Source organism: Streptomyces sp. NPDC002403, from assembly GCF_053593015.1.
Genome location: NZ_JBSFBQ010000019.1, coordinates 49,457 through 74,696, shown reverse-complemented (window position 1 = coordinate 74,696; position 25,240 = coordinate 49,457). Strand labels below are relative to the sequence as shown.

The following is a 25,240-nucleotide window of genomic DNA, read 5'->3' as shown; positions in this document are numbered from 1 at the left end:
CTGGCCCGTTCCCACGTTCCGAAGTGCCGTACGGGTGTGCCGTCAGCCGGTGAAGATCTCCACCAGGGTCCAGATCGCCAGCCCCAGCATGCAGAGCCCGCCGATCCGCTGGACCGTCTTCAGCGGCACGCGCTTGGCGATGAAGCGCCCGGCGAGCAGCGCGAGCGCCGAGACGGACATCAGGGCGGCCGCGGACCCGATCGCCGTGGACCAGGTGCCGTTGCTGGCGGCCAGGTTGGCCGTGGTGATCTGGGTGAGGTCGCCCCATTCGCTGATGAAGACGGCCATGAACGCGGTCGAGTAGACCGGCCAGAAACCGGTCACCGTCTTCGGGGCGCCGTCCTCGTCGTCGTCATCGCCCCCGCCGGAGCGCAGCAGCATGAAGGCCCCGAACGCGAAGAGGGAGGCGGAGACGAGCTTGACGATCCAGTCGGGCAGCAGCCCGATCAGACTGCCGGCCCCCACCGCGATGGCGACGTGCACGATGAACGCGGACGACGTGCCGAACCAGACGTACAGCGGTCGCATGCGGGTGCCCATGGCGAGCGACGCGAACATCGTCTTGTCGGGGAGTTCCGCGAGGAAGATCAGCCCGAAGGCGGTGAGAATCGCCAGGGGGTCGAGGTGCATTCCGGGTGGCTTTCTGTAGGAGCCGGGCCCCGGGCCTTCGCGAAGCGCCACTCGGGCTTCCGGAGGACCACTCGGCCCGGCATGACGTCAGCGCCCACGGGGTGCGGGCGTGTCATACCTGACCGAAGGTCTCGCCCGCCCGAGGTCATCCACGGGCCCGGCCACCGGGAACCCGGGGGTTCCAGTGTGTCGACGACCGGTTTGCGGGGCTACTCCCCTTCGCAGCCATCCACTGTACCCCACGCGCTCACGGGGGGAGAGCAGATGTTCGATCCGGTGGCCGGGGCGGTTAGAGTCCCCTGGTGATCATCCGCGCCCGCACCGGAAGCGTCCCCGCATGAGCCGCCGCACCCGGCGTCCCGTCCCCGACCGGGGGACGCCGCGGCCCACCGTCAGCGTCTGCCGCGGCTGCTGCTGCGGCACGCCCAAGATCCCGGACGTGGACCACGCCGGCCAGCTCGCCGAGCTGCGGCGCTCGCTCGGCGAGTCGGCCACGGTCCGCGCCGTGGAGTGCCTGGACGCCTGCGAGCAGGCCAATGTCATCGTCGTGCAGCCCTCGTCCGAGGGCCGCCGTGCGGGCGGCCGCCCGGTCTGGCTCGGTCTGGTCAACGACCCGGAGGCCGTGACCGACATCGTCACCTGGGTCGGGGCGGGCGGTCCGGGGCTGGCGGACCCGCCGGAGATCCTCGACCTGTACACGTTCCGTCCCTCGCGCCGCGTACAGCAGGAACTCGAACGCTAGGTTCTCCGCGGCGCCCCGGGCTTCACCATCAGGAAGAAGGCCTGCGGGGTCCTCTCCCGCTCGTCCGCCTCACGGACCAGCCTGGCCTGCACACGGAACCCGGCCTTCACGAGCATGTCGGCCACCGCGTCGGGCGCGAACCGGTGGACGTCGAGCGTCACCGCGTGACCGTACGCCCGCTCCAGGCGCACACACTCCTCGCCGACCTTGAAGGCCATGAGCAGATGGCCGCCGGGCGCCAGGACGCGATGGAACTCGGCGAAATACCGCGGCAGTTGCTCCGGCGGGGTGTGGACCAGGGAGTACCAGGCGAGCGCACCGGCCAGGCTGTCGTCCGCCAGGTCCAGGGCGGTCATCGACCCCTCGGCGAAGTCGAGATCCGGGTACGTCTCGCGCGCGACCGCGATCATGCCCGGCGAGAGATCGATGCCGAAGGCGGTCAGCCCGAGGTCGCGGAGAACCGCCGTCACCCGGCCCGGACCACAGCCCAGATCGCCCACCGGCCCGCCGCCGCCCGTCGTCACGAGACCGGCGAAGGCAGCCAGCATGGCGCGGTCGTACGGCTTGTCCGCCAGCTCGTCGGCCAGCAGTGCGGCGTAGTCGGCGGCGACGGTGTCGTACGAGGCGCGGGTGAGGTCGAGGGACGAGGGCCCTGTCATGACTTCGCTCCGGCGGCCAGCCGCTCCAGCAGCGCGGGCAGCGCCGTGCCGATGGGTTCGCGGATGACCGCCTCGGCGAGCTCGTCGTACGGCGTCGGCTCCGCGTTCACCACGATGAGCCGTGCCCCGTTCTCCACCGCGAGCCCGGCCAGCGACGCGGCGGGCTGCACCTGCAAGGTCGTACCCACCGCGACGAACACCTCGCAGGCCTTCGCGATCGACACCGCCTGGCCCAGCACCACCGGATCGAGCCGCTCACCGAACATGACCGTGGCCGATTTCAGGATGCCGCCGCAGACCGTGCACGGCGGGTCGGCCTCTCCTGCCTCCACCCGGGCCAGCGCCTCGGCCATCGGGGAGCGGGCGTGGCAGCGGGTGCAGACCACCTTGCGCGCGGTCCCGTGCAGTTCCAGGACCTTGCGGGCGGGGAGGCCGGCGAGCTGGTGCAGCCCGTCGACGTTCTGCGTGATCACCCGTACCGGGGTGCCGGAGCGCTCCAGCTCCGCCACCGCGCGGTGGGCCGCGTTCGGCTCGGCGGCCCAGGTGGCGCTGGTGCGGCGCATCTGCCAGGAGCGGCGGCGGATCTCCGGATCGGCCATGTAGAAGTCGTACGTGACGAGCTTCTCGGCCTCCGGGTCCTTGCGCCAGAGACCGTTGGGCCCGCGGTAGTCGGGGATGCCGGAGTCCGTGGAGATGCCGGCGCCGCTGAGGATCGCGACGAGAGTCATGCCGCGAGCGTACGCAGCGCCGGACACCTCCGGCGAGGCCGATTCGGCCTCGGGCAGCCGTCTGCCCCGTGGCGGACGTCAGGCCGCCGGGCCGGCGGGAGTGAACGGCGACGGGGTCAGGCCCGTCCAGGTGTTCAGCACGGCGCTCGCGGTCTGCTTGGTGACGCCGCCGTCCTGGACGGTGCCGCTCCTCGCGACGTAGAACCGCCCGTCGTCGAGCGAGACCAGGCCGTACTGTCCGTACTGACCCGGCGCAGGCCACCCGTACGTACCGGTCGTGCTGTCGTGCGCGCCCTCGCGCAGCAGCGGGAGCAGCAGCCCGCGCTCCGGGCGCTGCTGCCCGCGCACCCAGCTGCGCACCGGCTTGCGCGCACCGTCCAGCGCGAAGACCGAGTAGTTGGGGAAGCCGGGCTTGGAGCCCTTGTAGGCGGCCATCAGCCAGTTGCCGCTGTGCCCGTCGTACTCCAGGTTCTGGACACCGTAATTGGTGTTCCCGGTGTACGCGAAGAACTTGCCGTCGACATGGGCGGGTCCGCTGGTGTGCGGGGCCGACTCGGTCAGCGGACGCTCGTACTTCTTCCACCGGGTGACGTCGTACTGGAGCAGCACCTGGTGGTCGTTGTCCGTGCGGCCGGTGTTGGCGTACACGCCGTAAGCGACCGTCAGCTTCCTCTCGGCGCGCTTGCCGCGCCGGTCGCCGAAGGCCGGACCGAACGCGACACCGTCGATGCCGCTGCAACCGTAGCGGTGGTCGGGAGTGTTGCCCGTGTCGCCGTCGAAGACGCCGTCGCCGTTCATGTCGGCGGTGAAGTCCTTCACCACCTCCCTGAGGTAGACGGTCGAGACGACGCCCGTGGACTGGGCGTCCATGTCCATCCTGGTGATGCGGTCGACGTCGAGGATCGCGATGTAGAAGGACTTCGCCTCCTTGTACTCCAGGGAGCCGTAGACCCGGCCGTCCTTCTCGTCGAAGTCCAGATCGCCGAGGTGGCCGGTGAATCCGGTGACCGAACCGACCGGGTTGCCCCGGAGGTCGGTCTTGACCAGCAGGTTGGTCATCGAGAAGTACATGAAGCCCTTGCGGCGGTCGATGGCCATGCCCTGGACGTGGCCGGACTGCCAGGCGCCGCCGTCGACCGACAGCGGCAGCCTGCCGTGTGCGGCCGGGGCCGACGCCGGTTCCGCGAGTGCCGTCGACGCCGTGGCGACAACTGCCGTACAGGCGAACGCTGCGACGATCGTGGCCAGCAGCCCGCCGAGGTGTCCCGTGTGCGTACGCATGATCCCTCCGCTGTCGTGGAGTCCGGATGATGCCGGTCGAGCGTGCACTGCGGACCAATGGCACATGAACTCACGAGTCCGGCAGCCGTCGACCGGCCTACCAGGTGACGGCAAGTCAGCACAACGGGACACAACGGGAATACGGGCTGTATGCGGCGAGCGGGGGAGCGTGGGGCCGGCGCCGGCCCCCGCGTGTCAGCCGTTCACCGGGCACCCGTCCTCCAGCTCCACCGCGCCACCACCGGATTCGAGCACCTCCAGCGCCGCCTTCACGCGCAGCGCGAGCGGCCCGCGCAGATAGCGGTCGATCTCCTCGGGCTCGACCAGCTTCCAGGACAGCAGTTCCTCCTCCTGGAGCCGGATCTCCTTCAACTGCGACTCGTCCAGCACTCCGCCGTCGTACAGATAGGCGGTGATCGGCGGTCGCCGCGGGCCACGTGCCCAGTCGACGGCGAGCAGCCGTCCGGGCCGCAGATCGAGGCCGATCTCCTCGGCGGTCTCGCGTCGCGCGGCCTGTCGCGGGCCCTCGCCGTCGTCGGACTCGATCGTTCCGCCGGGCAGTGCCCAGCCCTCCCGGTAGTTCGGCTCGACGAGCAGCACCCGGCCCCGGTCGTCCCGGAACACGGTGGCCGCGGCGGCCAGTACCCGGGGGAGCCCGGCGATGTAGGAGGCGTAGTCAGTGGTGGTCACGCGGGCAGCGTAGTGGCAGGGGGCGCAAGCGGAGCGACGACGGCTCTGGGCAGCGGGTATCCGCTGCGGATAGGGTCGGGGGCGGCGCGACTGCCTGTTCGAAAGCAAGGGATGCAAGGTGGCGGACGGAGCAGTGATGGAGACCGCACGCGTGCTCGTCGCGGCGGACAAGTTCAAGGGCTCGCTCACGGCCGTGCAGGTCGCGGAGCGGGTGACGGCCGGGCTGCGGCGCGTCGTCCCCGACGTGCGGGTCGAGACCCTGCCCGTGGCGGACGGCGGCGACGGCACGGTGGCGGCGGCGGTGGCCGCCGGATTCGAGCGCCGCGAGGCACGGGTGACCGGCCCGCTCGGGGACCCGGTGACCGCGGCGTACGCGGTGCGGGGCACCACGGCGGTGGTGGAGATGGCCGAGGCGTCGGGCCTCCAGCATCTGCCCGCAGGGGTGTTCGCCCCGCTCACGGCCACGACCTACGGCTCCGGCGAGCTGCTCGCCGCCGCGCTCGACGCGGGTGCCCGGACGATCGTGTTCGGCGTCGGAGGCAGCGCGACCACGGACGGCGGCGCGGGCATGCTGGCCGCGCTCGGCGCCCGCTTCCTGGACGCGGACGGCAAGCCCGTCGGCCCCGGTGGCGGCGGCCTCGCCGAGCTGGCGGAGGCGGACCTGTCCGGACTCGATCCGCGACTGGCCGAGGTGGACCTGATCCTCGCCAGCGACGTGGACAACCCGCTGACCGGCCCGAAGGGCGCCCCGGAGGTCTACGGCAGGCAGAAGGGCGCGACCGAGGACGACATCGCGACCCTCGACGCGGCGCTCGCCCACTACGCGTCCGTCCTCGGCCCGGAGCACGCCGCGCTGCCCGGAGCGGGAGCCGCGGGCGGCATCGGCTACGGGGCGCTGGTCGCCCTCGGCGCCCGCTTCCGCCCAGGCATCGAGGTCATGCTCGACGTTCTCGGCTTCGCCCCGGCGCTGGCCCGGGCCACCCTGGTGATCACCGGGGAGGGCTCGCTCGACGAGCAGACCCTCCACGGCAAGGCTCCGGCGGGAGTGGCGGCGGCGGCCCGCGCCGCGGGGATCGAGGTCGTGGCGGTCTGCGGCCGACTGGCCCTGCCGCCCGAGGCGCTGACCGCGGCGGGCATCCGTCGCGCGTACGCCCTCGCGGATCTGGAGCCGGACCCCGCGGTCTCGATGGCCCAGGCGGGGCCGCTGCTGGAACGGGCCTCCGAGGCGATCGCACGCGACTTCCTGCTGTAGCCCGCGGCACCCGGCCCACGGGGATCAGGGCAGCCCCGCGGCCGAGGACACGACGGGGCCCGCGGGGCGGGCCGGTTTCGGGGACGGGCGGGCAGGGGGCGGCTCCGCACAGCGGAACCCACCCCTGCCCAGCGCCTCGCTCGCCCAGTGCCTCGGTCGTCCCGGTCAGCCGGGCCGGCCCACCGAGGGTGCCCCGTCCCAGCCGCCCCCTGCGTCCCTCGTGTCCTTCATGCCCCTCACGTCCTGAGCGTCCCGGACATCCCACGCGTCCCGGCCGCCCCCTGCATCCCGCACATCCCTCATGTCCTGGCCGTCACGCAGGGCGCCCGGATCGACCGCATCCGCCTCCGCGCCGCCCTCGCCGCTCAGCAGATCAGCCAGGCACCCGAGCTCCGTAGGCAGGTCCCGGCGCCAGGCCATCATCACGAACGGCGCGAGAATGATCATGCCGCCGTCCAGATGGGGCTTGACCGAGACGGTGACCGTCGTGCCCTCCCCGTTCGGGCTCAGCCGGAACTCCAGCTCCGGCGAGTGACGGCCCAGTGGGGTCCACATGCCCGCACCGCGGAAGGCCAGGTACTCGACGGGGGTGCTCGCGGTGCACCGCAGGCGGTGCGCCCGCCGTCTGCCCGGGAACTTGCAGGTGTACTCGTCACCCAGTTCGGTGGCGATCGGGCCCTCGATCACCCGGTCTATGGTCGAGGACCACTCGGCCAGGTTCCGCGGATCCCGGAGGAACGAGAATATCTCGTCGGCGGGGCGGGATACCTGGACATTCGCAGACACATGGGGCATGGCTCCACCTCTTACGGCGCCCATCCGCCGGAGTACCGGCTTCCGGTTGCCCTTGTCGCGGTGCCGTCGCCCATCAGCCTGCTTCGGATCGCCCGTCCGCGCACCCGTCGCAGGACCGATGGAGTGATTCATGGGTCCTGTCGGGTCACCTTCTCGGCGAGCTGCGTACAGAGCCGCTTGATCTCGCGGTAGGTGCTGTTGCGCTCGGTGACGACCGCGGCCAGCAGCAGGGCGGTGAGCGCGGTGGAGCCGTTGAAGGCCTGGAGGGTGACCATGTTGGTGAGCAGGCCGTGGTGCGCGAAGGGACCCGCCATCCGTCCGGCGGCGAGGATCGCGAGGGTGGACACGCCCAGCGCGCAGCACGCCGCGCCGGCGCGCTCGAAGCGGAAGGCGGCCCAGATCAGGAACGGGGACACGAGGAAGAGCAGCGAAGCCCCGGCGTCGGTCGCCAGCAGGGTGACGGCCAGGGTGCACACCCCCAGCGCGATGGCCTCCGCCCATCTGGCCGGGCCGATGCCGAACGGCAGGCGGAACCGGCGGACGGCGAGCAGGAACGGTGTCACGACCATGACGCCCATGGCGTCGCCCGTCCACCAGACCGACCAGGTCTTCCAGAAATCCTCTGCCCGGACCGCGTCCGCGAGGACCAGGGTGCTGGTTCCCACGGTCGCGCTGATCAGCATGCCGGCCAGCGCCCCCAGGAAGACCAGCGCCAGTGCGTCCCGCAGCCGGTCGAGCTCGTCGCGGAAGTCCGCGCGCCGCAGCAGCCAGTAGGAACAGAGCGGGGCGGCCGTGTTTCCGGCGGCGATGACCAGCACGGGCAGCACGGAGGGTCCGATGAGGATGTTCGCCGCGAGCGCGCCGAGAGCGATTCCGGGCCAGATCCGCGGCCCGAACACGAGCAGCGCCGCCAACGCGATCCCGGTCGGCGGCCACAGCGGGGTGACCTGACCGCGTACCAGTTGCTGGAGCAGCCCCAGACGGGCCGTCGCGTAGTAGCAGGCGGCCACCGCGAGGACCGTCAGGAGCTTGGCCGTCTGCTGCCGGAGCCGTGCACTGTCCACCACCACAGCATCAGACACCACACCGCCGCCCGCCGCCCGGACGGGCGCGCCGGGACCGCGCCCACGAAGACGGTGAACGGGGTACCTCCCGGCCCCGCGCCACCGGCCGCGCACGGGAAGGTGTCAGGGCCTGTCCGGTGCACCGTCGTAGCGGACGACGAGTACGGCGGCATCGTCGTCGTGACCGGTCAGGTCCGCCACCTCGATCACCCGCGCGGCCAGCTCGCCGGGATCGGCCCCGTCCGCCGCGCCGACCACCTCCGACACCGCGGCGAGCCCCTCGTCGATCGGGTACGACGGCCCCTCCACGACCCCGTCGGTCAGCAGGACCAGGTACCCGGGCTGCGCCAGCCGCCGACGGGTCACGGGGTAGCGCTGGTCGCGCAGAATGCCCAGGGGTACGCCACCGGCGTCGAGGGAGACGCCGGAGTCACCGTCGTCGGTGCCCCACACGATGGGCACATGCCCGGCCCGTGCCACGGCCAGCTCGCCGCTCTCCGGGATGACGCTGACCAGGCAGCAGGTAGTGAACAGATCGCCGCCCAGCGAGATCAGCAGATCGTTGGCGCAGGCCAGCACCATGCCGGGGTCGACCGTGACGCTGGCGAGCGCCCTGAGGCTGGCGCGGGCCTCGCCCATGAAGGCGGCGGCCTCCACCCCGTGCCCCTGCACATCGCCGATGGCGATCCCCGCCGCCCCGTCCAGCATCGCGAACGCGTCGTAGAAGTCGCCGCCGACGGCCAGGCCGTCCTGCGAGGGGGAGTAGCGGGCCGCGATCCGGAGGCCCGGGAAGTCGGGCAGCTCGGCGGGGAGCATGTGCCGCTGGAGGGCCAGGCCCAGCTCGGCCCGGGCGCGCTGACGCCTGATGTTCTCCAGGGCCTGATCGACGAGGCGCCCGAGGGTGAGGAGGAGTTCCTGGGCGCTGTCCTGTTCCTTGCTGTGTCGGTGCATGGCGTCCCTGAGCGGTCCGATGCGTCCCTTCTGAAACCTTAGCCTCCCGCCGCCGTCCGCAGGAGGGCGTGGCAGGGACCCGGAGGTCCGTGGTGCACGGTCGGGGCACCGGTCTCCGGCGGCCTCGGCCACCGGAACATCCTTTGACATACCTATCGGACCATATCTATTCTCACGAGCATGCCCGCTTCCCGCGCGTCCGCCCAGGATCTCGACCGCGTCGCCTTCGCGCTCGCGGAGTGCCTGCCCGCGCTGAACCGGGCCCTCGACCGGCGGATCGCCCAGGACTTCGAGCATCCCAAGCCGCCCGAGGGGCAGCTCGCGCTGCTGCGCTTCGTCTCGCAGCAGGAGGGCGTCACCGTCCGTGAGGCCGCCCATGCCCTGCTGATGCGGCCGAACAACGTCAGCGCCCTGGTCTCCCAGCTCACCGAGCAGGGGCTCCTGGAGCGTCGTCAGGACACCGGCGACAAGCGGATCGCGCATCTGCACCTGACCCCCAGGGCCCGGCGTGAGCTGGCCGAGGTCCGGCATCTGGAGGGCGCGCACATCGCCCGGGCCCTCCGCCACCTCACCGGGGGAGAGCTCGGCGCGCTCGGTGAGGCCGTCGGTGCGCTGACATCGCTCACGCGCCACCTGCGCCCCGCGCCCGCCGCGGAGTAGAGCCCGCACTCCCCGCCGAGGAGACACGACCGACCGCGCGCACGGCCGTCTCCGTGCCCGTGTTTACCGGCGCTCTCCCGCGTCCGCGGAGCGGCCCCTGCTCCTGACGCCTTCTTTCCAGCACCTTCCGACAGACAAGGCACACCCATGCCGTCCACCACCGTGGATCACTCCTCCCTGCCCGCCGCGTCCGCGCCGTCGGCGGAGCCGTCCCGGGGCAGGCGTTCCAACCCCTGGCTGACCCTGCTCGCGGTCGCCTTCGGCCTCTTCATGGTCCAGCTCGACGCCTCCGTCGTGGCGATCGCCAACCCCGGGATCGGCCGCGCCCTCCAGGCTTCCACCGCGGATCTGCAGTGGGTCACCAACTCCTACCTGCTCGCCCTGGCGGCCTCGCTGATCCTCGGCGGCAAGCTCGGCGACCGCTTCGGGCGGCGCACCTTCTACATGGCCGGCATCGTCGGTTTCACCCTCGCATCGGTGGCCATCGGCCTGTCGGGCTCGATCGACGGCGTCATCGTCTTCCGGGCCGCGCAGGGCTTCTTCGGCGGCCTGCTCATGCCCAACACCCTGGGTCTGCTGCGCGCCGCCTTCCCGCCGCGCAGGTTCGGCATGGCGGTGGGCATCTGGGCCATGGTCTCGGCCGTCTCCACGGCCCTCGGCCCCATCGTCGGCGGGCTCCTGGTCGAGCACGTCGACTGGGAGTCGGTCTTCTACATCAACGCCCCGATCGGCGTGATCGCCCTGCTGGTCAGCGCCGCCGTACTGCCGCAGAGCCACAACCGGGCCGGCCACCACCGCTTCGACGTACCCGGCGTCGTCCTGCTCGCACTCGGCCTGCTGTGCGTGGTCCTCGGCGTCGTCAAGGGCGAGACCTGGGGCTGGGCCTCGGCCGGCACGCTGGGCGCCCTCGCCGCCGGTGTGCTCGTCCTGGCCGGCTTCGGCTGGTACGAGAACCGGATCGAGCACCCCCTCCTGCCGATGCGGCTGTTCCGCATCCGGGCACTGACCGTCGGCACCGTCATCACCGCGCTCAACTTCTTCGTGATGCTCGGCGTGATCTTCTTCGTGATGCTCTACCTCCAGAACGTACGCGGCTTCTCGCCCGTGGAGGCCGGGGTGCGCACACTGCCGCTCAGCCTCGCCTCGCTGGTGGCCTCCCCGCTCGGAGCGGCGCTGACCGGGCGTTTCGGGCCCCGGCTCACGATGCCGCTGGGCATGCTGCTCCAGGCCGCCGCGACCTTCGGCATGCTGAGCTGGGACACCGGTTCGTCCTACGCCACGATGTGGCCGCCGTTCGTCGCGCTCGGCCTGGGCGTCGGCATGGTGCTCTCGGCCTCCTCGGACGCCGTCGTCGGCCAGGCTCCCGTACGGGACGGCGGTGTGGCGGGCGGCCTCCAGGCCACCGCCCTCCAGATCGGCGGCGCGCTGGGCACCTCGGTGCTGGTCTCGCTGATCAGCAGCCGGGTCGGCGCCACGCTGACCGGGGAGCTGACCGGGGCGGGCGTCCCCGCGGACGTCGCGGCCGGGCTGGAACGGTCCCGGGACGCGGTGGCCATGGGCATCGCACCCGTCTCGTCCGGGATGCCCGCCGGGTTCAGGGCAGCGGTCGTGGAGGGCAGCGGCCAGGCGTTCATGAACGGTGTGCACACCGCCGTACTCGTCACCGGCGTCCTCTGTCTTCTGGGAGCAGCCGTCGCAGCGGCCGGACTCCGGGGTACGTCCCGGGGCACACAGCACTGAGACGCGGCCGGTGCCCGCCTGCGCGGGCACCGGCCGTACCGGGCCGCTACTGGATGAACCGGGGGAGCCACCTGGCCCGGTACCCGGGGTGGCCGGCGTGTTCCGCGGCCAGCTGCCGTACGGCGAACCCCAGCCCCACGGCCCGGCCGGACCCGAAGTCGTGCTCGGGCCGGTCGGTGTCCAGATGGGCGATCTCCGCGTACTCGTCGAGGAGCACCCGGCTCGTCTCGATACGGCGCAGTGTGCGCGCGGGGTCCTGGAGGGCGATGTGCTGGTCGAAACCGTGATTCCGCACGCTGAACGCGATGGCCCCCGACCGGTCGTGGACCTCGCCGGGCACATCGGCCGGACACCGCCAGCTGTCGCCGCCCGCCGCCTGTGCGATGCGCTCCTCCTCGGCGAGGCGTTCCCGAACGAAGTCGATCATGTCCGAGTTGTCTGTCATCGAGGTTCCGAGTCCTTCGTCGTCATGGTCTCCGTCGCTCCAAAGCCGTTATGCGGTCGGCGAGTTGGAAACGAGCGGTGGACCCCGGTCCGGGTGCGTCCGTGGACGCACCCGGACCGTGTCCGCGGAGGGCGCTGTCTCATGGACCGGGCCGAAGAGCACCCAGTGTCGTGGACCGTACCGGAGCAGATCAAGCTCCGGACGCCGCGCCGGACGAAGATCATGCGGGAGACCGGGACCGGCCTTCGGCGCCGTGGCCCGGTGGCCGTTCCCCGCCCTCGGGCGCCGTACGCGGAAGGACCCGGGTGCTGGGGAGCACCCGGGTCCTTCTCATGTGTTCTGCGTACCGCTACGGCAGCTGTGCCGTCCGTGCCTCGCGCCGGTTGTCGCGGAAGGTGTTCACCCGCCGGGCGGTCGCGAAGAGCGGGATGACCGCACCCAGGACCACCTGGAGCGCACAGCCGGTCTGGAGGAGCAGCTGACCGCCGGGGGCGTCGAACGCCCACGCGGCGAGGAGCCCCATCGCGGCCACGATCCAGCTGAGCATAGCCACCGCGAGGACACCCCGCGGCTTCGGGTACTCGACCCGGCTGACCATCAGCCACGCCACCCCGACGATCGCGAGCAGCGTCGGGACGAAGGGCAGCTCCAGGAGCACGATCGAGACGACCGTGAGCGCTCCGAAGGGGCTCGGCATGCCCTGGAACATGCCGTCCTTCATGGTCACGCACGAGAATCTCGCAAGCCTGAGCACCACCGCCAGCAGCACCACGATCGCCGCCAGCGCCGACACCCGCTGGTGCGCGTCGTCCGCGACCATGCCGTACACCAGCACGAAATACGCCGGGGCGAGCCCGAAGCTGATCAGGTCCGAGAGGTTGTCCAGCTCGGCACCCATCGGCGAGGAGCGCAGCTTGCGCGCCACGAGCCCGTCGAACAGGTCGAAGACCGCCGCCAGGAGCATCAGGATCACGGCGGTGGCCGCGGAGTGCCGGGCCATGCCGCTCTCGTCGCTGCCCGTGAGGTGCGGGATGAGGATTCCGGTGGTGGTGAAGTACACCGCCATGAAACCGGACGTCGCGTTACCGAGAGTGAGGGTGTCCGCTATCGACAGCCGCAGAGAGAGCGGCATGTCCTCGCCGGCGTCCTCCTCGGACTCCGACTCGGGCACCCAGCCTGCCTGTGTATCAGGATCAATCACGGTCAATTCGAGTCACCCCCGCGGTGGTGGCCTGGCCGACCTCGACCGCGACCTCGACACCTTCCGGAAGGTAGATGTCGACCCGCGAGCCGAAGCGGATCAGACCGATGCGCTCGCCCTGTTCCACCTTCGTGCCCTGCGGGATGTACGGGACGATGCGCCGGGCTACCGCGCCCGCGATCTGCACCATCTCGATGTCGCCGAGTTCGGTGTCGAAGTGCCAGACAACGCGCTCGTTGTTCTCGCTCTCCTTGTTGAACGCCGGAACGAACCCACCGGGGACGTGCTCGACCGAGGTCACCGTGCCTGCCAGGGGCGCACGGTTGACGTGGACATTCAGCGGGCTCATGAAGATCGCGACGCGGGTACGTCCGTCCTTCCACGGCATGATGCTCTGCACCACGCCGTCGGCCGGCGAAATGACCCGGCCCTGGGTGATCTCGCGCTCTGGGTCGCGGAAGAACCACAGCATGCCCGCCGCGAGCGCGGTGGTGGGCACGGCGACCGCGGCCCAGCGTCCGGACCTGCGGGCCCGGGTGAGGCTGAGCGCCGCGGTGGCGACGGTCGGGAGGAGCCACGGCGAAGCTCCGCGCGCAAGGCGGACCCCGCCGCGTGATGCAGAGGTTTGGCTGTCGGGCATGGATGACCTTCGTAGCGGATGATGCCGCGCTGGCAACGGGGGACGGCGGCTTTTCCGGCGATGTTATCGGTTGCGAGCAACAACTGGGCAAGCCAGCAGCCGAGTCGGACGGCTTGAAGGCACCGGCCGAGGATGACAGGGTGTGATCTTCTTCGCGACTAAATCGCCTCGAAAGGGACAATCACCCCTGGAACCGGTACTCCTCGAGGAGTCGGCGCCCGATGATCATTTTCTGGATCTCGGCGGTACCTTCACCGATCAGCAGCATCGGGGCCTCCCGGTAGAGGCGCTCGATCTCGTACTCCTTGGAGAAGCCGTAACCGCCGTGGATACGGAAGGCGTCCTCGACGACTTCCTTGCAGTATTCGGAGGCGAGGTACTTCGCCATCCCTGCCTCCAGGTCATTTCGTTCCCCGGAGTCCTTTTTGCGCGCTGCGTTTACCATCATCGCATGGGCGGCCTCGACCTTGGTGGCCATTTCGGCCAGCTTGAACTGGATCGCCTGGTGCTGGGCGATCGGCTTTCCGAAGGTCTGGCGCTGCTGGGCGTAGGAAACGCCCAGCTCGAATGCACGCTGTGCGACACCGCAGCCACGCGCGGCCACATTCACCCGGCCGACCTCGACTCCGTCCATCATTTGGTAAAACCCCCGGCCGGTCGTGCCGCCCAGTACCCGATTGGCCGGAATTCGTAGCCCGTCCATGATGAGTTCCGTCGTGTCGACGCCCTTGTAACCCATTTTGTCGATTTTGCCGGGAATGGTGAGTCCGGGTCGGACCTCGCCGAATCCGGGCTCCTTCTCGACCAGGAACGTGGTCATCGACTTGTGCGGGGCGGTGCCCTCGGGGTGGCCTTCGTCACTCCGGCACAGAACGGCGACGAGCGAGGACGTGCCGCCGTTCGTCAGCCACATCTTCTGCCCGTTCAGGACGTACTCCTCGCCGTCCCTGACGCCCTTGGAGGTGATCGCCGAGACGTCCGAGCCCAGCGCCGGCTCGGACATCGAGAACGCGCCCCGGACCTCGCCCAGCGCCATGCGCGGCAGGAAGGTGTCCTTCTGCTCCTGGGTGCCGTGCTGCTTGAGCATGTACGCCACGATGAAGTGCGTATTGATGATTCCCGACACGCTCATCCAGCCGCGGGCGATCTCCTCCACGCACAGCGCGTATGTGAGAAGCGACTCACCCAGACCCCCGTACTCCTCGGGGATCATCAGCCCGAACAGGCCGAGCTCCTTGAGTCCCTCGACGATCTCGGTGGGGTACTCGTCACGGTGCTCCAGCCCGGTCGCGACCGGAATGATCTCCTTGTCGACGAAATCCCGGACCGTGGAGAGGATTTCCTGCTGGACGTCGTTGAGACCGGCGGTCTGGGCGAGTCGCGTCATGGCTACTTCTCCGCGTTCTTCTGGGACGGCTGGTTCAGCTCGGGACGGCCGGGCTGCTCGCCGCCGCGCTCCTTGATGTACGTCTCGGTGGGGACCATCACCTTGCGACGGAACACGCACACCAGCGTTCCGTCCTGCTTGTACCCCTTGGTCTCCACGTGAACGATTCCGCGGTCGCTCCTGGACTTTGACGGAGTCTTGTCCAGAACCGTCGTCTCGCCGTAGATCGTGTCGCCGTGGAAGGTCGGGGCGACGTGCTTCAGCGACTCGACCTCCAGATTGGCGATCGCCTTTCCGGAGACGTCCGGGACCGACATGCCGAGCAGCAGCGAGTAGATGTAGTTGCCGACGACAACGTTCCTTCCGAAATCAGTCGTCCGCTCCGCGTAGTTGCTGTCCATGTGCAACGGGTGATGATTCATGGTCAGCAGACAGAAGAGGTGGTCGTCGTACTCGGTGACCGTTTTCCCGGGCCAGTGCTTGTAGACCGCACCGACCTCGAACTCCTCATATGTGCGTCCGAACTGCATGATCAGGCCTCCGGAGCTTCGAACTTGGAGGTGCGCTGCATGCCGGCCGCGCGGCCCTTGCCCGCGATGACGAGGGCCATCTTGCGGCTCGCCTCGTCGATCATCTCGTCGCCGAGCATCGCCGAGCCCTTCTTGCCGCCCTCCTCCGAGGTGCACCACTCGTACGCGTCGAGGATCAGCTCCGCGTGGTCGTAGTCCTCCTGCGAGGGCGAGAACACCTCATTGGCCGCGTCCACCTGGCCCGGGTGCAGCACCCACTTGCCGTCGAAGCCCAGCGCCGCCGCCCGGCCCGCGACCTCGCGGTACGCGTCCACGTCACGGATCTGCAGGAAGGGGCCGTCGATCGCCTGGAGGTCGTGCGTACGGGCCGCCATCAGAATGCGCATCAGGATGTAGTGGTACGCGTCCGCGCCGTACCCGGGCGGCTGCTGACCGACGACCAGGGTCTTCATGTTGATCGACGCCATGAAGTCGGCCGGGCCGAAGATCAGCGTCTCCAGGCGGGGCGAGGCGGCGGCGATCGTGTCGATGTTCACCAGGCCCTTGGCGTTCTCGATCTGCGCCTCGATGCCGATCCTCCCGACCTCGAAGCCCATCGTCTTCTCGATCTGGGTGAGCAGCAGGTCGAGGGCGACGACCTGCTCGGCGTCCTGGACCTTGGGCAGCATGATGCAGTCGAGGTTCTGGCCGGCGCCCTCGACGACCGTGATGACATCGCGGTACGTCCAGTGCGTGGTCCAGTCGTTGACCCGCACGACCCGGGTCTTGCCCGTCCAGTCGCCGTTGTTCAGCGCGTCGACGATGGTGTGCCGGGCGCCCTCCTTGGCGAGCGGCGCGCAGGCGTCCTCCAGGTCGAGGAAGACCTGGTCGGCGGGGAGGCCCTGGGCCTTCTCCAGGAACCGCGGGTTCGAGCCGGGCACTGCCAGACACGAACGGCGCGGACGCAGGCGGTTGACGGCAGTCATGCGGGGACCTCCAGAGGGTCGAGCTTGTTCGCTTTCCGGATCTCGTCGACGATACGGCCGATGATCTCCGTGATACCGAAATCCTTCGGGGTGAAGACGGCGGCGACACCGGCTCCGATCAGGGCCGACGCGTCGGCGGGCGGAATGATCCCGCCCGCGATGACCGGGATGTCGGCGGCGCCCGCCTCGCGCAGCCGGGTGAGCACGTCCGGTACGAGTTCGGCGTGCGAGCCGGAAAGGATCGACAGACCGACGCAGTGCACGTCCTCGGCGAGGGCGGCCGAGACGATCTGTTCGGGGGTCAGCCTGATCCCCTGGTACACGACCTCGAAACCGGCGTCGCGGGCCCGTACGGCGATCTGCTCGGCGCCGTTGGAGTGCCCGTCCAGGCCCGGCTTGCCGACCAGCAGCCGCAGCCGTCCGGCACCCAGGTCGGCCGCGGTGCGGGCGACCTTCTCGCGGACATGGGCCAGTGGGGTGCCTGCCTCGGCCGTCACCGCGACCGGCGCGGACGAGACGCCCGTCGGGGCCCGGAACTCGCCGAAGACGTCGCGCAGTGCCCAGGACCACTCGCCGGTGGTGACACCCGCGCGGGCGCACTCCACGGTGGCTTCCATCATGTTGTCGGTGCCCGCGGCGGCCTTCTTCAGCGCCGCCAGCGCCTCGGTGGCGCGGGACTCGTCGCGGTTGTCGCGCCAGTCGTGCAGGGCGGCGACGACGCGGGCCTCGTTGGCGGGGTCGACCGTCATGATCGCCCCGTCGAGGTCCGCGGTGAGCGGGTTCGGCTCCGTCGTCTCGTAGATGTTGACGCCGACGATCCGCTCCTCACCGCCCTCGATCCGGGCCCGGCGGGCGGCGTGCGAGGAGACCAGCTCGGACTTCAGATAGCCGGACTCCACGGCCGCCATGGCGCCGCCCATCCGCTCGATCCGGTCGATCTCGGCGAGCGACTCGGCGACCAGCTCGTCGACCTTGGCCTCGATGACGTGCGATCCGGCGAAGATGTCCTCGTACTCCAGCAGATCGCTCTCGTGCGCGAGCACCTGCTGGATACGGAGCGACCACTGCTGGTCCCAGGGCCGCGGGAGTCCCAGCGCCTCGTTCCAGGCCGGCAGCTGGACGGCGCGGGCGCGGGCGTCCTTGGAGAGCGTGACGGCCAGCATCTCCAGGACGATGCGCTGGACGTTGTTCTCCGGCTGTGCCTCGGTCAGCCCGAGGGAGTTGACCTGGACGCCGTAGCGGAAGCGGCGCTGCTTGGCATCGGTGATGCCGTACCGCTCGCGGGTGACCTGGTCCCAGATGCGGCCGAAGGCGCGCATCTTGCACATCTCCTCGATGAAGCGGACGCCCGCGTTCACGAAGAAGGAGATGCGGGCGACGACATCGCCGAACCTCTCCTTCGGCACCTGTCCCGAGTCACGGACCGCGTCGAGCACGGCGATCGCCGTCGACATGGCGTACGCGATCTCCTGGACCGGAGTGGCCCCCGCCTCCTGCAGGTGATAGCTGCAGATGTTGATCGGGTTCCACTTCGGGATGCGGTTGACCGTGTACGTGATCATGTCGGTGGTCAGCCGCAGCGAGGGACCGGGCGGGAAGACGTGCGTCCCGCGCGAGAGGTACTCCTTGACGATGTCGTTCTGCGTGGTGCCCTGGAGTCTGGTCGGATCGGCCCCCTGTTCCTCGGCGACCACCTGGTAGAGAGCCAGCAGCCACATCGCGGTGGCGTTGATCGTCATCGAGGTGTTCATCTGTTCCAGGGGGATGTCCTGGAACAGCCGGCGCATGTCACCGAGGTGCGAGACGGGTACGCCGACCCGGCCGACCTCGCCGCGGGCGAGGATGTGGTCGGGGTCGTACCCGGTCTGCGTCGGCAGGTCGAAGGCGACCGACAGGCCGGTCTGGCCCTTGGCGAGGTTGCGCCGGTAGAGCTCGTTGGACGCCTCGGCGGTCGAGTGGCCGGCGTACGTCCGCATGAGCCACGGGCGGTCCTTCTGACGCCCGCTCATGTCAGACGTTCCCGGTGTGCTTGTCGGTCCGCTCCGCCGGTGTGTCACGGAACAGGTTGATGGCGTCGATGTGCCGCTCGCGCAGTTCCTCGTTGCGCACGCCCAGTCCTTCGCGCGGTGCCAGCGCCAGTACGCCGACCTTGCCCTGGTGCAGGTTGCGGTGGACGTCGTACGCGGCCTGGCCGGTCTCCTCCAGGGAGTAGACCTTCGACAGCGTGGGGTGGATCCTGCCCTTGGCGATCAGCCGGTTGGCCTCCCACGCCTCGCGGTAGTTGGCGAAGTGCGAGCCCACGATCCTCTTCAGCGACATCCACAGGTAGCGGTTGTCGTACTCGTGGTTGTATCCGGAGGTGGAGGCGCAGGTGACGATCGTGCCGCCCTTGCGGGTCACGTACACCGAGGCACCGAAGGTTTCCCGGCCCGGGTGCTCGAAGACGATGTCCACGTCCTCGCCGCCGGTGAGTTCACGGATGCGCTTGCCGAACCGCTTCCACTCGCGCGGGTCCTGGTTGTGCTCGTCCTTCCAGAACGTGTAGCCCTCGGCGGTGCGGTCGATGATCGCCTCGGCGCCCATCTTCCGGCAGATGTCGGCCTTCTGCTCGCTGGAGACGACACAGATCGGGTTGGCGCCGCCCGCCAGGGCGAACTGCGTGGCGTACGAGCCGAGTCCGCCGCTGGCGCCCCAGATCAGCACGTTGTCGCCCTGCTTCATGCCCGCGCCGTTGCGCGAGACGAGCTGGCGGTACGCGGTGGAGTTGACCAGGCCCGGGGCGGCGGCCTCCTCCCAGCTGAGGTGCTGCGGCTTCGGCATCAGCTGGTTGGACTTGACGAGCGCGATCTCGGCCAGGCCGCCGAAGTTGGTCTCGAAGCCCCAGATGCGCTGCTCGGGGTCGAGCATCGTGTCGTTGTGGCCGTCCGAGGACTCCAGTTCGACCGAGAGGCAGTGCGCGACGACCTCGTCGCCGGGGTGCCAGGCGTTGACGCCGGGACCGGTGCGCAGGACGACGCCGGCCAGGTCCGAGCCGATGACGTGGTAGGGCAGGTCGTGGCGCCTGGTGAGCTCGCTGAGCTTTCCGTAGCGCTCCAGGAAGCCGAAGGTGGACATCGGCTCGAAGATCGAGGTCCAGACCGAGTTGTAGTTCACCGAGCTCGCCATGACGGCGACCAGGGCCTCGCCCGGCCCGAGTTCGGGCACCGGGACCTCGTCGAGGTGCAGTGACTTGCGGGGGTCCTTGTCGCGAGTGGCGAGCCCGTGGAACATCTCGGTCTCGTCCTTGTGCACGGTCACCGCGCGGTACGACTCAGGAATGGGCAGGGCCGCGAAGTCTGCGGCTGTGCTGTCCGGCGATTGGATCGCGTCCAGGATTTCCTTCACGGTGTGCCTCCGGCGGATGGGGGCGCTGCGGGATCGCTTGGGAGTCCCTGCGAGCAAGAGGGGAGCGGTGTGGTGTGGAGGTGGTGCCGTCGGTTCGGCTGTCAAAGCTTCGGCTTGCTCTGTGGAGCAGAAGGGTTCGCCTGTGACGCAGGCGTCCGGGCGCGCAGGCACATCGCTTGCGGGGACAGCCGGCGTACGAGAGATCCCGGCACGCCGGCCGCCCGGACAACTTCAACGTATGGCACTCCGTGACACCTGGCAAGGCACTCGGTGCCAACAATTTCTCTCACTTGTCACCCGCAGGGCACCGATGAGCGGCATGGAGGGTGTTCTGCGGGGATACGCCCCGGAAAGAACCGCGAATGATCGATCAGCGCGACCGGTACACATAGGGGGTCGTGGTGCTCAGGGCCACGAATCCGAGCCGTCGGAGGATGGGGCTGCTCATCTCGGAGGCGTCGACCTGAAGGTAGCGCCACCCGCGCTCCGCCGCGATCCGGGCGCGGAAGGCCACCAGGGCCCGGTAGACGCCCTTGCCGCGCCACGCCTCGACCGTTCCGCCGCCCCAGAGCCCCGCGAAGCCCGTGCCCGGGTACAGCTCCATCCGGGCCGAGCTCACCGGCTCGTCGCCCACCATGGCGAGGACGCCGACGAAACCGTCCGGGTCCTCGGCCAGCCTGGCCAGCACCTGATGCCGCAGCCGCGACCAGTCCGAGCCGAACGCCCGCTCATGGGCGCGGGCCATCAGCTCCACGTCGTCCGCGTCCCGCACGGTGCGCAACCGCACGCCCTCGGGCAGCTCCACCGCCGTCGAGAGCTCCTCGACGGGGGCGACCAGCAGGGTCTCCGGCTCCTCCGCCTCGAAACCGGCCGCCAGCAGCCGGTGCGCCAGACCGGCCGGCCGGTCGTGCGCGTACAGCTTCCACTCGAACTCGCCGTGCCCGAGCGCCGTGTAGTGCGCCACCTGGGCCGCGATCACCGCGTCCGTCCGCGCGGGGTCCAGGTCCGGGGCCGACCAGACGACGCCGTTCCAGTCGTCGGCCGCGCCGACCTGCCGTACGACGTCGCCGGTGCGCTCGACCCGGACGCCGGGGCCGTCGGGGCGGGCGTGCTCGCGCATCTCGCGGTCGAAAAGGGCCAGCAGTGCTTCGGGATCACGATTCATCCGCCCACCACAGCATGGGCGTGGGGGCGCGGCAACCAGGTTTCGGTGGGGGGCGTGCCGGCGGCACGCCCCCCCGCTCAGCGGTCCTGGAGCGCCTGCTGGATCGTCCGCATCACTTCGTCGAGCGGTGCGTCCGTGCGCGCCACGGCGACCAGCACCTCGCCCTGGGACGACACCGAGGCGGCCGGCTGCTTCGCGGGCTCGGCGCCGACGGCGCGGCCGGCCCCGATGCCGGTCCCGAAGGTGTCGCGGACGATCGCGAAGGCATGGTCGAGCTGCGTCTCCACATCGCCCTCGCCGCCCGCCCGCAGCCAGCGGCGCAGTACATGGTTGTGCGCGGTGACGACGGCGGACGCCGCGACCTCCGCCAGCAGCGGGTCGTCGTTGCCGACATGGTGGTCGCGCTCGTCGAAGTGGCCCAGCAGGTAGCGGGTGAACAGTCGCTCGTAGCGGGCCACCGAGGCGATCTCCGCCTCGCGCAGGGTGGGCACCTCGCGGGTCAGTTTGTAACGGGCCACGGAGACCGCGGGCTTCGCCGCGTACATCTTCATGACTTCCTTGATGCCGCGGCAGACGGTGTCGAGGGGGTGCTCGTGCGCCGGTGCGGCATTGAGGACGGCCTCGGCCCTGACGAGGGTGTCGTCGTGGTCCGGGAAGATCGCCTCTTCCTTGGAGCGGAAGTGGCGGAAGAAGGTCCGCCGGGCGACTCCGGCGGCGCCCGCGATCTCGTCGACCGTCGTCGCCTCGTACCCCTTCGTGGCGAAGAGTTCCATCGCCGCGGCGGCCAGTTCACGGCGCATTTTGAGCCGTTGGGCGGCGGCGCGCGTGCCTGCGGCACTTTCCTGGGTGTCGGGCGCGGCGGAGACACGGGGGGACCTGGCGGGCTGGGACATGGTGTGAACGTACTGCATGACGTCGGGGGAGTGCGCCCGCGGGGGCGGGCCGCCCGACGGATCGAGCAGCCCTCCCCACCCGGCTCCCGGCTGAGCCCGCTCAGCGCCGGGCATATTCGCGGAAGCCGCGCCCCGTCTTGCGGCCGAGGCAGCCGGCGGCCACCAGGTGTTCGAGCAGCGGGGCCGGGGCCAGGCCCGGGTCGCGGAACTCGCTGTGCAGCACCTTCTCGATGGCCAGCGAGACATCGAGCCCGACGACGTCGAGCAGCTCGAACGGGCCCATCGGGTAGCCGCCGCCCAGCTTCATCGCGGCGTCGATGTCGTCGAGCGTCGCGTAGTGCTCCTCGACCATCTTGATCGCGTTGTTGAGGTACGGGAACAGCAGCGCGTTCACGATGAAACCGGCCCGGTCGCCGCAGTCCACCGGGTGCTTGCGGACCTTGCCGCACACCTCCCGGACGGTGGCGTGGACATCGTCGGCGGTGAGCACCGTACGGACCACCTCGACCAGTTTCATCGCCGGCGCAGGGTTGAAGAAGTGCATCCCGATCACGTCCTGCGGGCGCGCGGTGGCCCGCGCGATCGCCACGACCGGCAGCGACGAGGTGGTGGTGGCGAGGACGGCACCCGGCTTGCAGACCTTGTCCAGGGTCCCGAACAGCTGCTGCTTGACCGCCAGGTCCTCGGCGACGGCCTCCACCGCCAGATCGACATCGGCGAAGGCGTCCAGCGAACCGGCCGCGGTGATCCGGGCCAGGGCCCCGTCCCGCGCCTCGGCCGTCAGTCGCCCCTTGGCGACGGAACGCTCCAGCGACTTGGCGATCCGGCCCTTCGCCGTGTCCGCCTTCTCCTGGCCGCGGGCGGCGAGCACCACGTCGTACCCGGCCTTGGCGAAGACCTCGGCGATCCCCGAGGCCATCGTCCCGGAACCCGCGACACCCACCGAACGCACCGTGCGCCCGGCCACCGCCGACCCGGCGTCCCCCGGGGTCAGCGCGTCCGGCACCACGGTCCGGCTGCCGGCCTCCAGGTACGTGTAGAAGCCACGCCCCGACTTGCGGCCGGTCAGCCCCGCCTCGCTGAGCTGCCGGAGCACCGGGGCCGGGGCGTGCAGCCGGTCGTGCGTCTCGGCGTACATGGCCTCCAGGACGGTGCGGGCGGTGTCGATCCCGATCAGGTCGAGCAGGGCGAGCGGGCCCATCGGCAGGCCGCAGCCGAGCTTCATCGCCGCGTCGATGTCCTCCCGGGAGGCGTAGTTGGCCTCGTACATCGCGGCGGCCTGGTTGAGGTAACCGAACAGCAGCCCGTCGGCGACGAAGCCCGGCCGGTCGCCGACCGCGACCGGCTCCTTGCCCAGGCTGCGGGCGAGCGCGGTGACGGCCTCGACGGCCGGCGGCGCGGTCAGCACCGAGGAGACCACCTCGACCAGCTTCATCGCCGGTGCCGGGTTGAAGAAGTGCAGACCGAGCACACGCTCGGGGCGCAGCGATTCGGCGGCCAGCCGGGTCACCGACAGGGCGTTGGTGCCGGTCGCCAGGATCGCGGTGGGGGAGACGATCCCGTCGAGCTCCCGGAAGACCTGCTGCTTGATCTCGTACGACTCGGGCACGACCTCGATGACCAGCTCCGCCTCCGCGGCGGCCCGGAGGTCGGCGAAGGTACGGAACCGGGCGAGGACCTCGCCCCGCTCCTCCTCGGTGATCCGCCCGCGCCGCACGGCGCGGGCGGTCGAGGCGTCCAGGGCGGCGACGGCCTGGCGGGCGGCCGCGTCGCTGATGTCGATGCCGACGACCTCGTGGCCGGCGAGGGCCAGGACCTCGGCGATGCCGGTGCCCATGGTGCCGAGACCGACGACGGCGATGGTGCTGAGAGGGGTGTCCATCACGGGACTCCAGAGAATGAGTGACGACTGTGAGGGAGCACGGCGCGCGCTGAGAGGGAGAACCGGCGCGACACGTGCGGGAATTGCGTGTCGTGGTGCTCGGGGCGGGGCGCGATGAGCACGCCAGGACCCGGAAGGGGCGACGGACTCTGTCCCGGAGTCACGTCTCGCAAAACTGCCGAACCGACAAGCACTCCGGGTGGCTGCGTCACCAGGCCACCGGAGCAAGCGGGGATCGTGTCCCGCTCACATGAGGTTAACTGTCGGGTAACGAGCGCGCCAGCCCCCGGCCGCTGTGCCCCATGCCACATTTCCCCCGCCCCTCGATACACAGAGTTCCCGCCGATACGCTGACGGTCATGGACGAGGAGTTCCGGTCACTGGCGGACCGGCTTGCTGACGAGGCGGACGCGGCGGGGGAGTCGGCTGCGTACCGCGCACTGCTCGCCGCCGAGGACGGGGAGGAGCTGGCCCGCGTCCTGGTGGAACGCGAACGCCCTCTCTGGGCCCGCGAGATGGCCGCCTTCCGGCTCGGCTGCGACGGAGACCGGCGGGCCTTCGAGGCGCTGGTCCTGCTGCTCAACCACCGCGACCCGGAACGCTGTGTCTCCGCCGCCCACGCCCTGGTGTGCCTCGGCGACCCCCGCACACCCCGGGCCGCCGCGGCCCTCGCGACCAACGCCCTGCGCACCGCGTACGCCCTGCACCCGGTGCGGCTGCTCACCGCGCTGCGCGCCCCGGAGTCCGTACCGGCGCTGATGAGCACCCTGGAACGGCTGCTCGCCCCGGGCGACCCGCACTGGCGGGTGGCGCTGGCCTGTGTGGAGGGGCTCGGGCAGCTGGGGGACGAGCGGGCCCGTCCGCTCCTGGCGGCCGCTCTGCCGCACCCGAGGCTCGGTGGCGCGGCCCGCGACGCGCTCGTCCGGCTGGACACGGCCTGAGGAAGCGCCGGGCCCGTCAGGCGGCGGGACCACCGAGGGGACGCACGTACCGCACCTCGGGCACCAGCGCGCCGTCCGCCTCGAAGGACTCCTCGGCGCCGTCGGGACGGAAGCCCGCGCGCTCGTAGAAGCGGCGGGCCCGGGCGTTCTCCTTCAGCACCCACAGCGCCAGGTCCGGGAAGCCGTCCGCCGCGGCGCGGGCGAGCACCTCCGCCATCAGGGCGCGGCCCGCCCCGGTCCCGATCTGTTCGGGCGTCACATAGACCGCGTACAGCTCTCCCCGCGCCGACGGTCCGCCGTTCTCCCGGTACGGGCCGTAGCAGGCCCAGCCGATCACTCCGGGCTCCGGCCGTTCGGCCACCACGTTCACGAGCGTGGTGCCCCGGGCCAGGGACGCCCGGCGCCGCTCCACGTCCTCGGCGAGGGTGTGGTCCATGCCGTCCAGGTAGGACCGCGGCACCAGTCCCGCGTACGCCGCCTGCCAGCCGCGCATCCGGAGCCGGGCGACCGCCTCGCAGTCGTCGACGGTCATGTCCCGGACGTGTATTCCGGCGGGCGCGGTCCGTGTCGTCATACGGGCCATCCTGGCGCATCCGCCGGGACGGCCCGTACGCG

At 70.6% G+C, this 25,240-nt stretch carries 26 protein-coding genes; 6 read left to right on the top strand and 20 right to left on the bottom strand.

Annotation, left to right across the window (positions count from 1 at the left end):
• Positions 1-42 precede the first annotated feature (42 nt).
• Positions 43-630, bottom strand: a complete 588-nt coding sequence (locus tag ACWCPY_RS21770) for a TMEM165/GDT1 family protein (protein ID WP_451267322.1) — start codon at positions 628-630, stop codon at positions 43-45.
• 337 nt (positions 631-967) lie between these two features.
• Here ACWCPY_RS21770 and ACWCPY_RS21765 point away from each other — a divergent pair, with 337 nt between their 5' ends.
• Positions 968-1,372, top strand: coding sequence for a (2Fe-2S) ferredoxin domain-containing protein (locus ACWCPY_RS21765; protein WP_451267320.1), 405 nt, complete (start codon positions 968-970; stop codon positions 1,370-1,372).
• On the opposite strand, the gene ACWCPY_RS21760 is transcribed toward ACWCPY_RS21765, so the two are convergent.
• The 4 genes from ACWCPY_RS21760 to ACWCPY_RS21745 all read right to left on the bottom strand — a co-directional run bounded on the left by ACWCPY_RS21760 (position 1,369) and on the right by ACWCPY_RS21745 (position 4,730).
• Entirely contained in the window at positions 1,369-2,031 is a 663-nt protein-coding gene (locus ACWCPY_RS21760; protein WP_451267318.1) for a class I SAM-dependent methyltransferase, read from the bottom strand. The two genes, ACWCPY_RS21765 and ACWCPY_RS21760, sit on opposite strands and share 4 nt — an antisense overlap.
• On the bottom strand, positions 2,028-2,759 hold the full coding sequence (locus ACWCPY_RS21755) for an SIR2 family NAD-dependent protein deacylase (RefSeq protein WP_451267316.1): 732 nt from the start codon (positions 2,757-2,759) through the stop codon (positions 2,028-2,030). Before ACWCPY_RS21755 ends, ACWCPY_RS21760 begins: the two co-directional genes overlap by 4 nt.
• A gap of 78 nt (positions 2,760-2,837) precedes the next feature.
• Complete coding sequence (locus ACWCPY_RS21750; protein WP_451267314.1) at positions 2,838-4,040, bottom strand: hypothetical protein; 1,203 nt, start codon at positions 4,038-4,040, stop codon at positions 2,838-2,840.
• Between the two features lie 195 nt (positions 4,041-4,235).
• Positions 4,236-4,730 (bottom strand): NUDIX domain-containing protein, encoded by a 495-nt coding sequence (locus ACWCPY_RS21745; protein ID WP_451267312.1) that lies wholly within the window; start codon positions 4,728-4,730, stop codon positions 4,236-4,238.
• Positions 4,731-4,866: 136 nt separating this feature from the next.
• Between ACWCPY_RS21745 and ACWCPY_RS21740 the strand changes: the two genes are divergently transcribed.
• Complete coding sequence (locus tag ACWCPY_RS21740) at positions 4,867-5,982, top strand: glycerate kinase (protein ID WP_451267310.1); 1,116 nt, start codon at positions 4,867-4,869, stop codon at positions 5,980-5,982.
• A 165-nt stretch (positions 5,983-6,147) separates the two neighbouring features.
• On the opposite strand, the gene ACWCPY_RS21735 is transcribed toward ACWCPY_RS21740, so the two are convergent.
• The 3 genes from ACWCPY_RS21735 to ACWCPY_RS21725 all read right to left on the bottom strand — a co-directional run bounded on the left by ACWCPY_RS21735 (position 6,148) and on the right by ACWCPY_RS21725 (position 8,792).
• Complete coding sequence (locus ACWCPY_RS21735; protein WP_451267308.1) at positions 6,148-6,777, bottom strand: SRPBCC family protein; 630 nt, start codon at positions 6,775-6,777, stop codon at positions 6,148-6,150.
• A gap of 128 nt (positions 6,778-6,905) precedes the next feature.
• A complete protein-coding gene (locus ACWCPY_RS21730) occupies positions 6,906-7,844 on the bottom strand; it encodes an MASE1 domain-containing protein (RefSeq protein ID WP_451267306.1) in 939 nt (312 codons plus the stop codon).
• 120 nt (positions 7,845-7,964) lie between these two features.
• On the bottom strand, positions 7,965-8,792 hold the full coding sequence (locus ACWCPY_RS21725) for a PP2C family protein-serine/threonine phosphatase (protein ID WP_451267304.1): 828 nt from the start codon (positions 8,790-8,792) through the stop codon (positions 7,965-7,967).
• A gap of 180 nt (positions 8,793-8,972) precedes the next feature.
• On the opposite strand from ACWCPY_RS21725, the gene ACWCPY_RS21720 reads away from it, so the two are divergent.
• Positions 8,973-9,452, top strand: coding sequence for a MarR family winged helix-turn-helix transcriptional regulator (locus tag ACWCPY_RS21720; RefSeq protein WP_451267302.1), 480 nt, complete (start codon positions 8,973-8,975; stop codon positions 9,450-9,452).
• Positions 9,453-9,599: 147 nt separating this feature from the next.
• Positions 9,600-11,192, top strand: a complete 1,593-nt coding sequence (locus ACWCPY_RS21715) for an MFS transporter (protein ID WP_451267300.1) — start codon at positions 9,600-9,602, stop codon at positions 11,190-11,192.
• A 46-nt stretch (positions 11,193-11,238) separates the two neighbouring features.
• Here ACWCPY_RS21715 and ACWCPY_RS21710 read toward each other — a convergent pair whose 3' ends face one another.
• The 3 genes from ACWCPY_RS21710 to ACWCPY_RS21700 form a co-directional block, all read right to left on the bottom strand.
• Entirely contained in the window at positions 11,239-11,637 is a 399-nt protein-coding gene (locus tag ACWCPY_RS21710) for a DUF6221 family protein (RefSeq protein WP_451267298.1), read from the bottom strand.
• Positions 11,638-11,986: 349 nt separating this feature from the next.
• Positions 11,987-12,808, bottom strand: a complete 822-nt coding sequence (gene pssA, locus ACWCPY_RS21705; RefSeq protein ID WP_451267296.1) for a CDP-diacylglycerol--serine O-phosphatidyltransferase — start codon at positions 12,806-12,808, stop codon at positions 11,987-11,989.
• 22 nt (positions 12,809-12,830) lie between these two features.
• Positions 12,831-13,478, bottom strand: coding sequence for a phosphatidylserine decarboxylase (locus tag ACWCPY_RS21700; protein ID WP_329817593.1), 648 nt, complete (start codon positions 13,476-13,478; stop codon positions 12,831-12,833).
• 2 nt (positions 13,479-13,480) lie between these two features.
• Between ACWCPY_RS21700 and ACWCPY_RS21695 the strand changes: the two genes are divergently transcribed.
• Positions 13,481-13,624 carry a hypothetical protein gene (locus ACWCPY_RS21695; protein ID WP_403776952.1) on the top strand — a complete coding sequence of 48 codons (144 nt, stop codon included), beginning with the start codon at positions 13,481-13,483 and terminating at the stop codon, positions 13,622-13,624.
• Positions 13,625-13,659: 35 nt separating this feature from the next.
• On the opposite strand, the gene ACWCPY_RS21690 is transcribed toward ACWCPY_RS21695, so the two are convergent.
• The 8 genes from ACWCPY_RS21690 to ACWCPY_RS21655 form a co-directional block, all read right to left on the bottom strand.
• Positions 13,660-14,865, bottom strand: a complete 1,206-nt coding sequence (locus ACWCPY_RS21690) for an acyl-CoA dehydrogenase family protein (protein WP_451267293.1) — start codon at positions 14,863-14,865, stop codon at positions 13,660-13,662.
• Positions 14,866-14,867: 2 nt separating this feature from the next.
• Positions 14,868-15,395 (bottom strand): MaoC family dehydratase, encoded by a 528-nt coding sequence (locus tag ACWCPY_RS21685; protein WP_451267291.1) that lies wholly within the window; start codon positions 15,393-15,395, stop codon positions 14,868-14,870.
• A gap of 2 nt (positions 15,396-15,397) precedes the next feature.
• Positions 15,398-16,360 carry an HpcH/HpaI aldolase/citrate lyase family protein gene (locus tag ACWCPY_RS21680; protein WP_451267289.1) on the bottom strand — a complete coding sequence of 321 codons (963 nt, stop codon included), beginning with the start codon at positions 16,358-16,360 and terminating at the stop codon, positions 15,398-15,400.
• Complete coding sequence (locus ACWCPY_RS21675) at positions 16,357-18,369, bottom strand: protein meaA (RefSeq protein ID WP_451267287.1); 2,013 nt, start codon at positions 18,367-18,369, stop codon at positions 16,357-16,359. Before ACWCPY_RS21675 ends, ACWCPY_RS21680 begins: the two co-directional genes overlap by 4 nt.
• A gap of 1 nt (position 18,370) precedes the next feature.
• A complete protein-coding gene (gene ccrA, locus ACWCPY_RS21670; RefSeq protein WP_451267285.1) occupies positions 18,371-19,744 on the bottom strand; it encodes a crotonyl-CoA carboxylase/reductase in 1,374 nt (457 codons plus the stop codon).
• 370 nt (positions 19,745-20,114) lie between these two features.
• Positions 20,115-20,909, bottom strand: coding sequence for a GNAT family N-acetyltransferase (locus ACWCPY_RS21665; protein ID WP_451267283.1), 795 nt, complete (start codon positions 20,907-20,909; stop codon positions 20,115-20,117).
• A gap of 77 nt (positions 20,910-20,986) precedes the next feature.
• Positions 20,987-21,802 (bottom strand): TetR family transcriptional regulator, encoded by an 816-nt coding sequence (locus tag ACWCPY_RS21660; RefSeq protein WP_451267281.1) that lies wholly within the window; start codon positions 21,800-21,802, stop codon positions 20,987-20,989.
• 100 nt (positions 21,803-21,902) lie between these two features.
• Entirely contained in the window at positions 21,903-23,684 is a 1,782-nt protein-coding gene (locus ACWCPY_RS21655; protein WP_451267279.1) for a 3-hydroxyacyl-CoA dehydrogenase family protein, read from the bottom strand.
• 359 nt (positions 23,685-24,043) lie between these two features.
• Between ACWCPY_RS21655 and ACWCPY_RS21650 the strand changes: the two genes are divergently transcribed.
• Complete coding sequence (locus ACWCPY_RS21650; protein WP_451267277.1) at positions 24,044-24,625, top strand: HEAT repeat domain-containing protein; 582 nt, start codon at positions 24,044-24,046, stop codon at positions 24,623-24,625.
• Positions 24,626-24,641: 16 nt separating this feature from the next.
• Here the strand turns inward: ACWCPY_RS21650 and ACWCPY_RS21645 are convergent, their stop codons facing one another.
• Complete coding sequence (locus ACWCPY_RS21645) at positions 24,642-25,208, bottom strand: N-acetyltransferase family protein (protein ID WP_451267275.1); 567 nt, start codon at positions 25,206-25,208, stop codon at positions 24,642-24,644.
• Between the last annotated feature and the right edge of the window lie 32 nt (positions 25,209-25,240).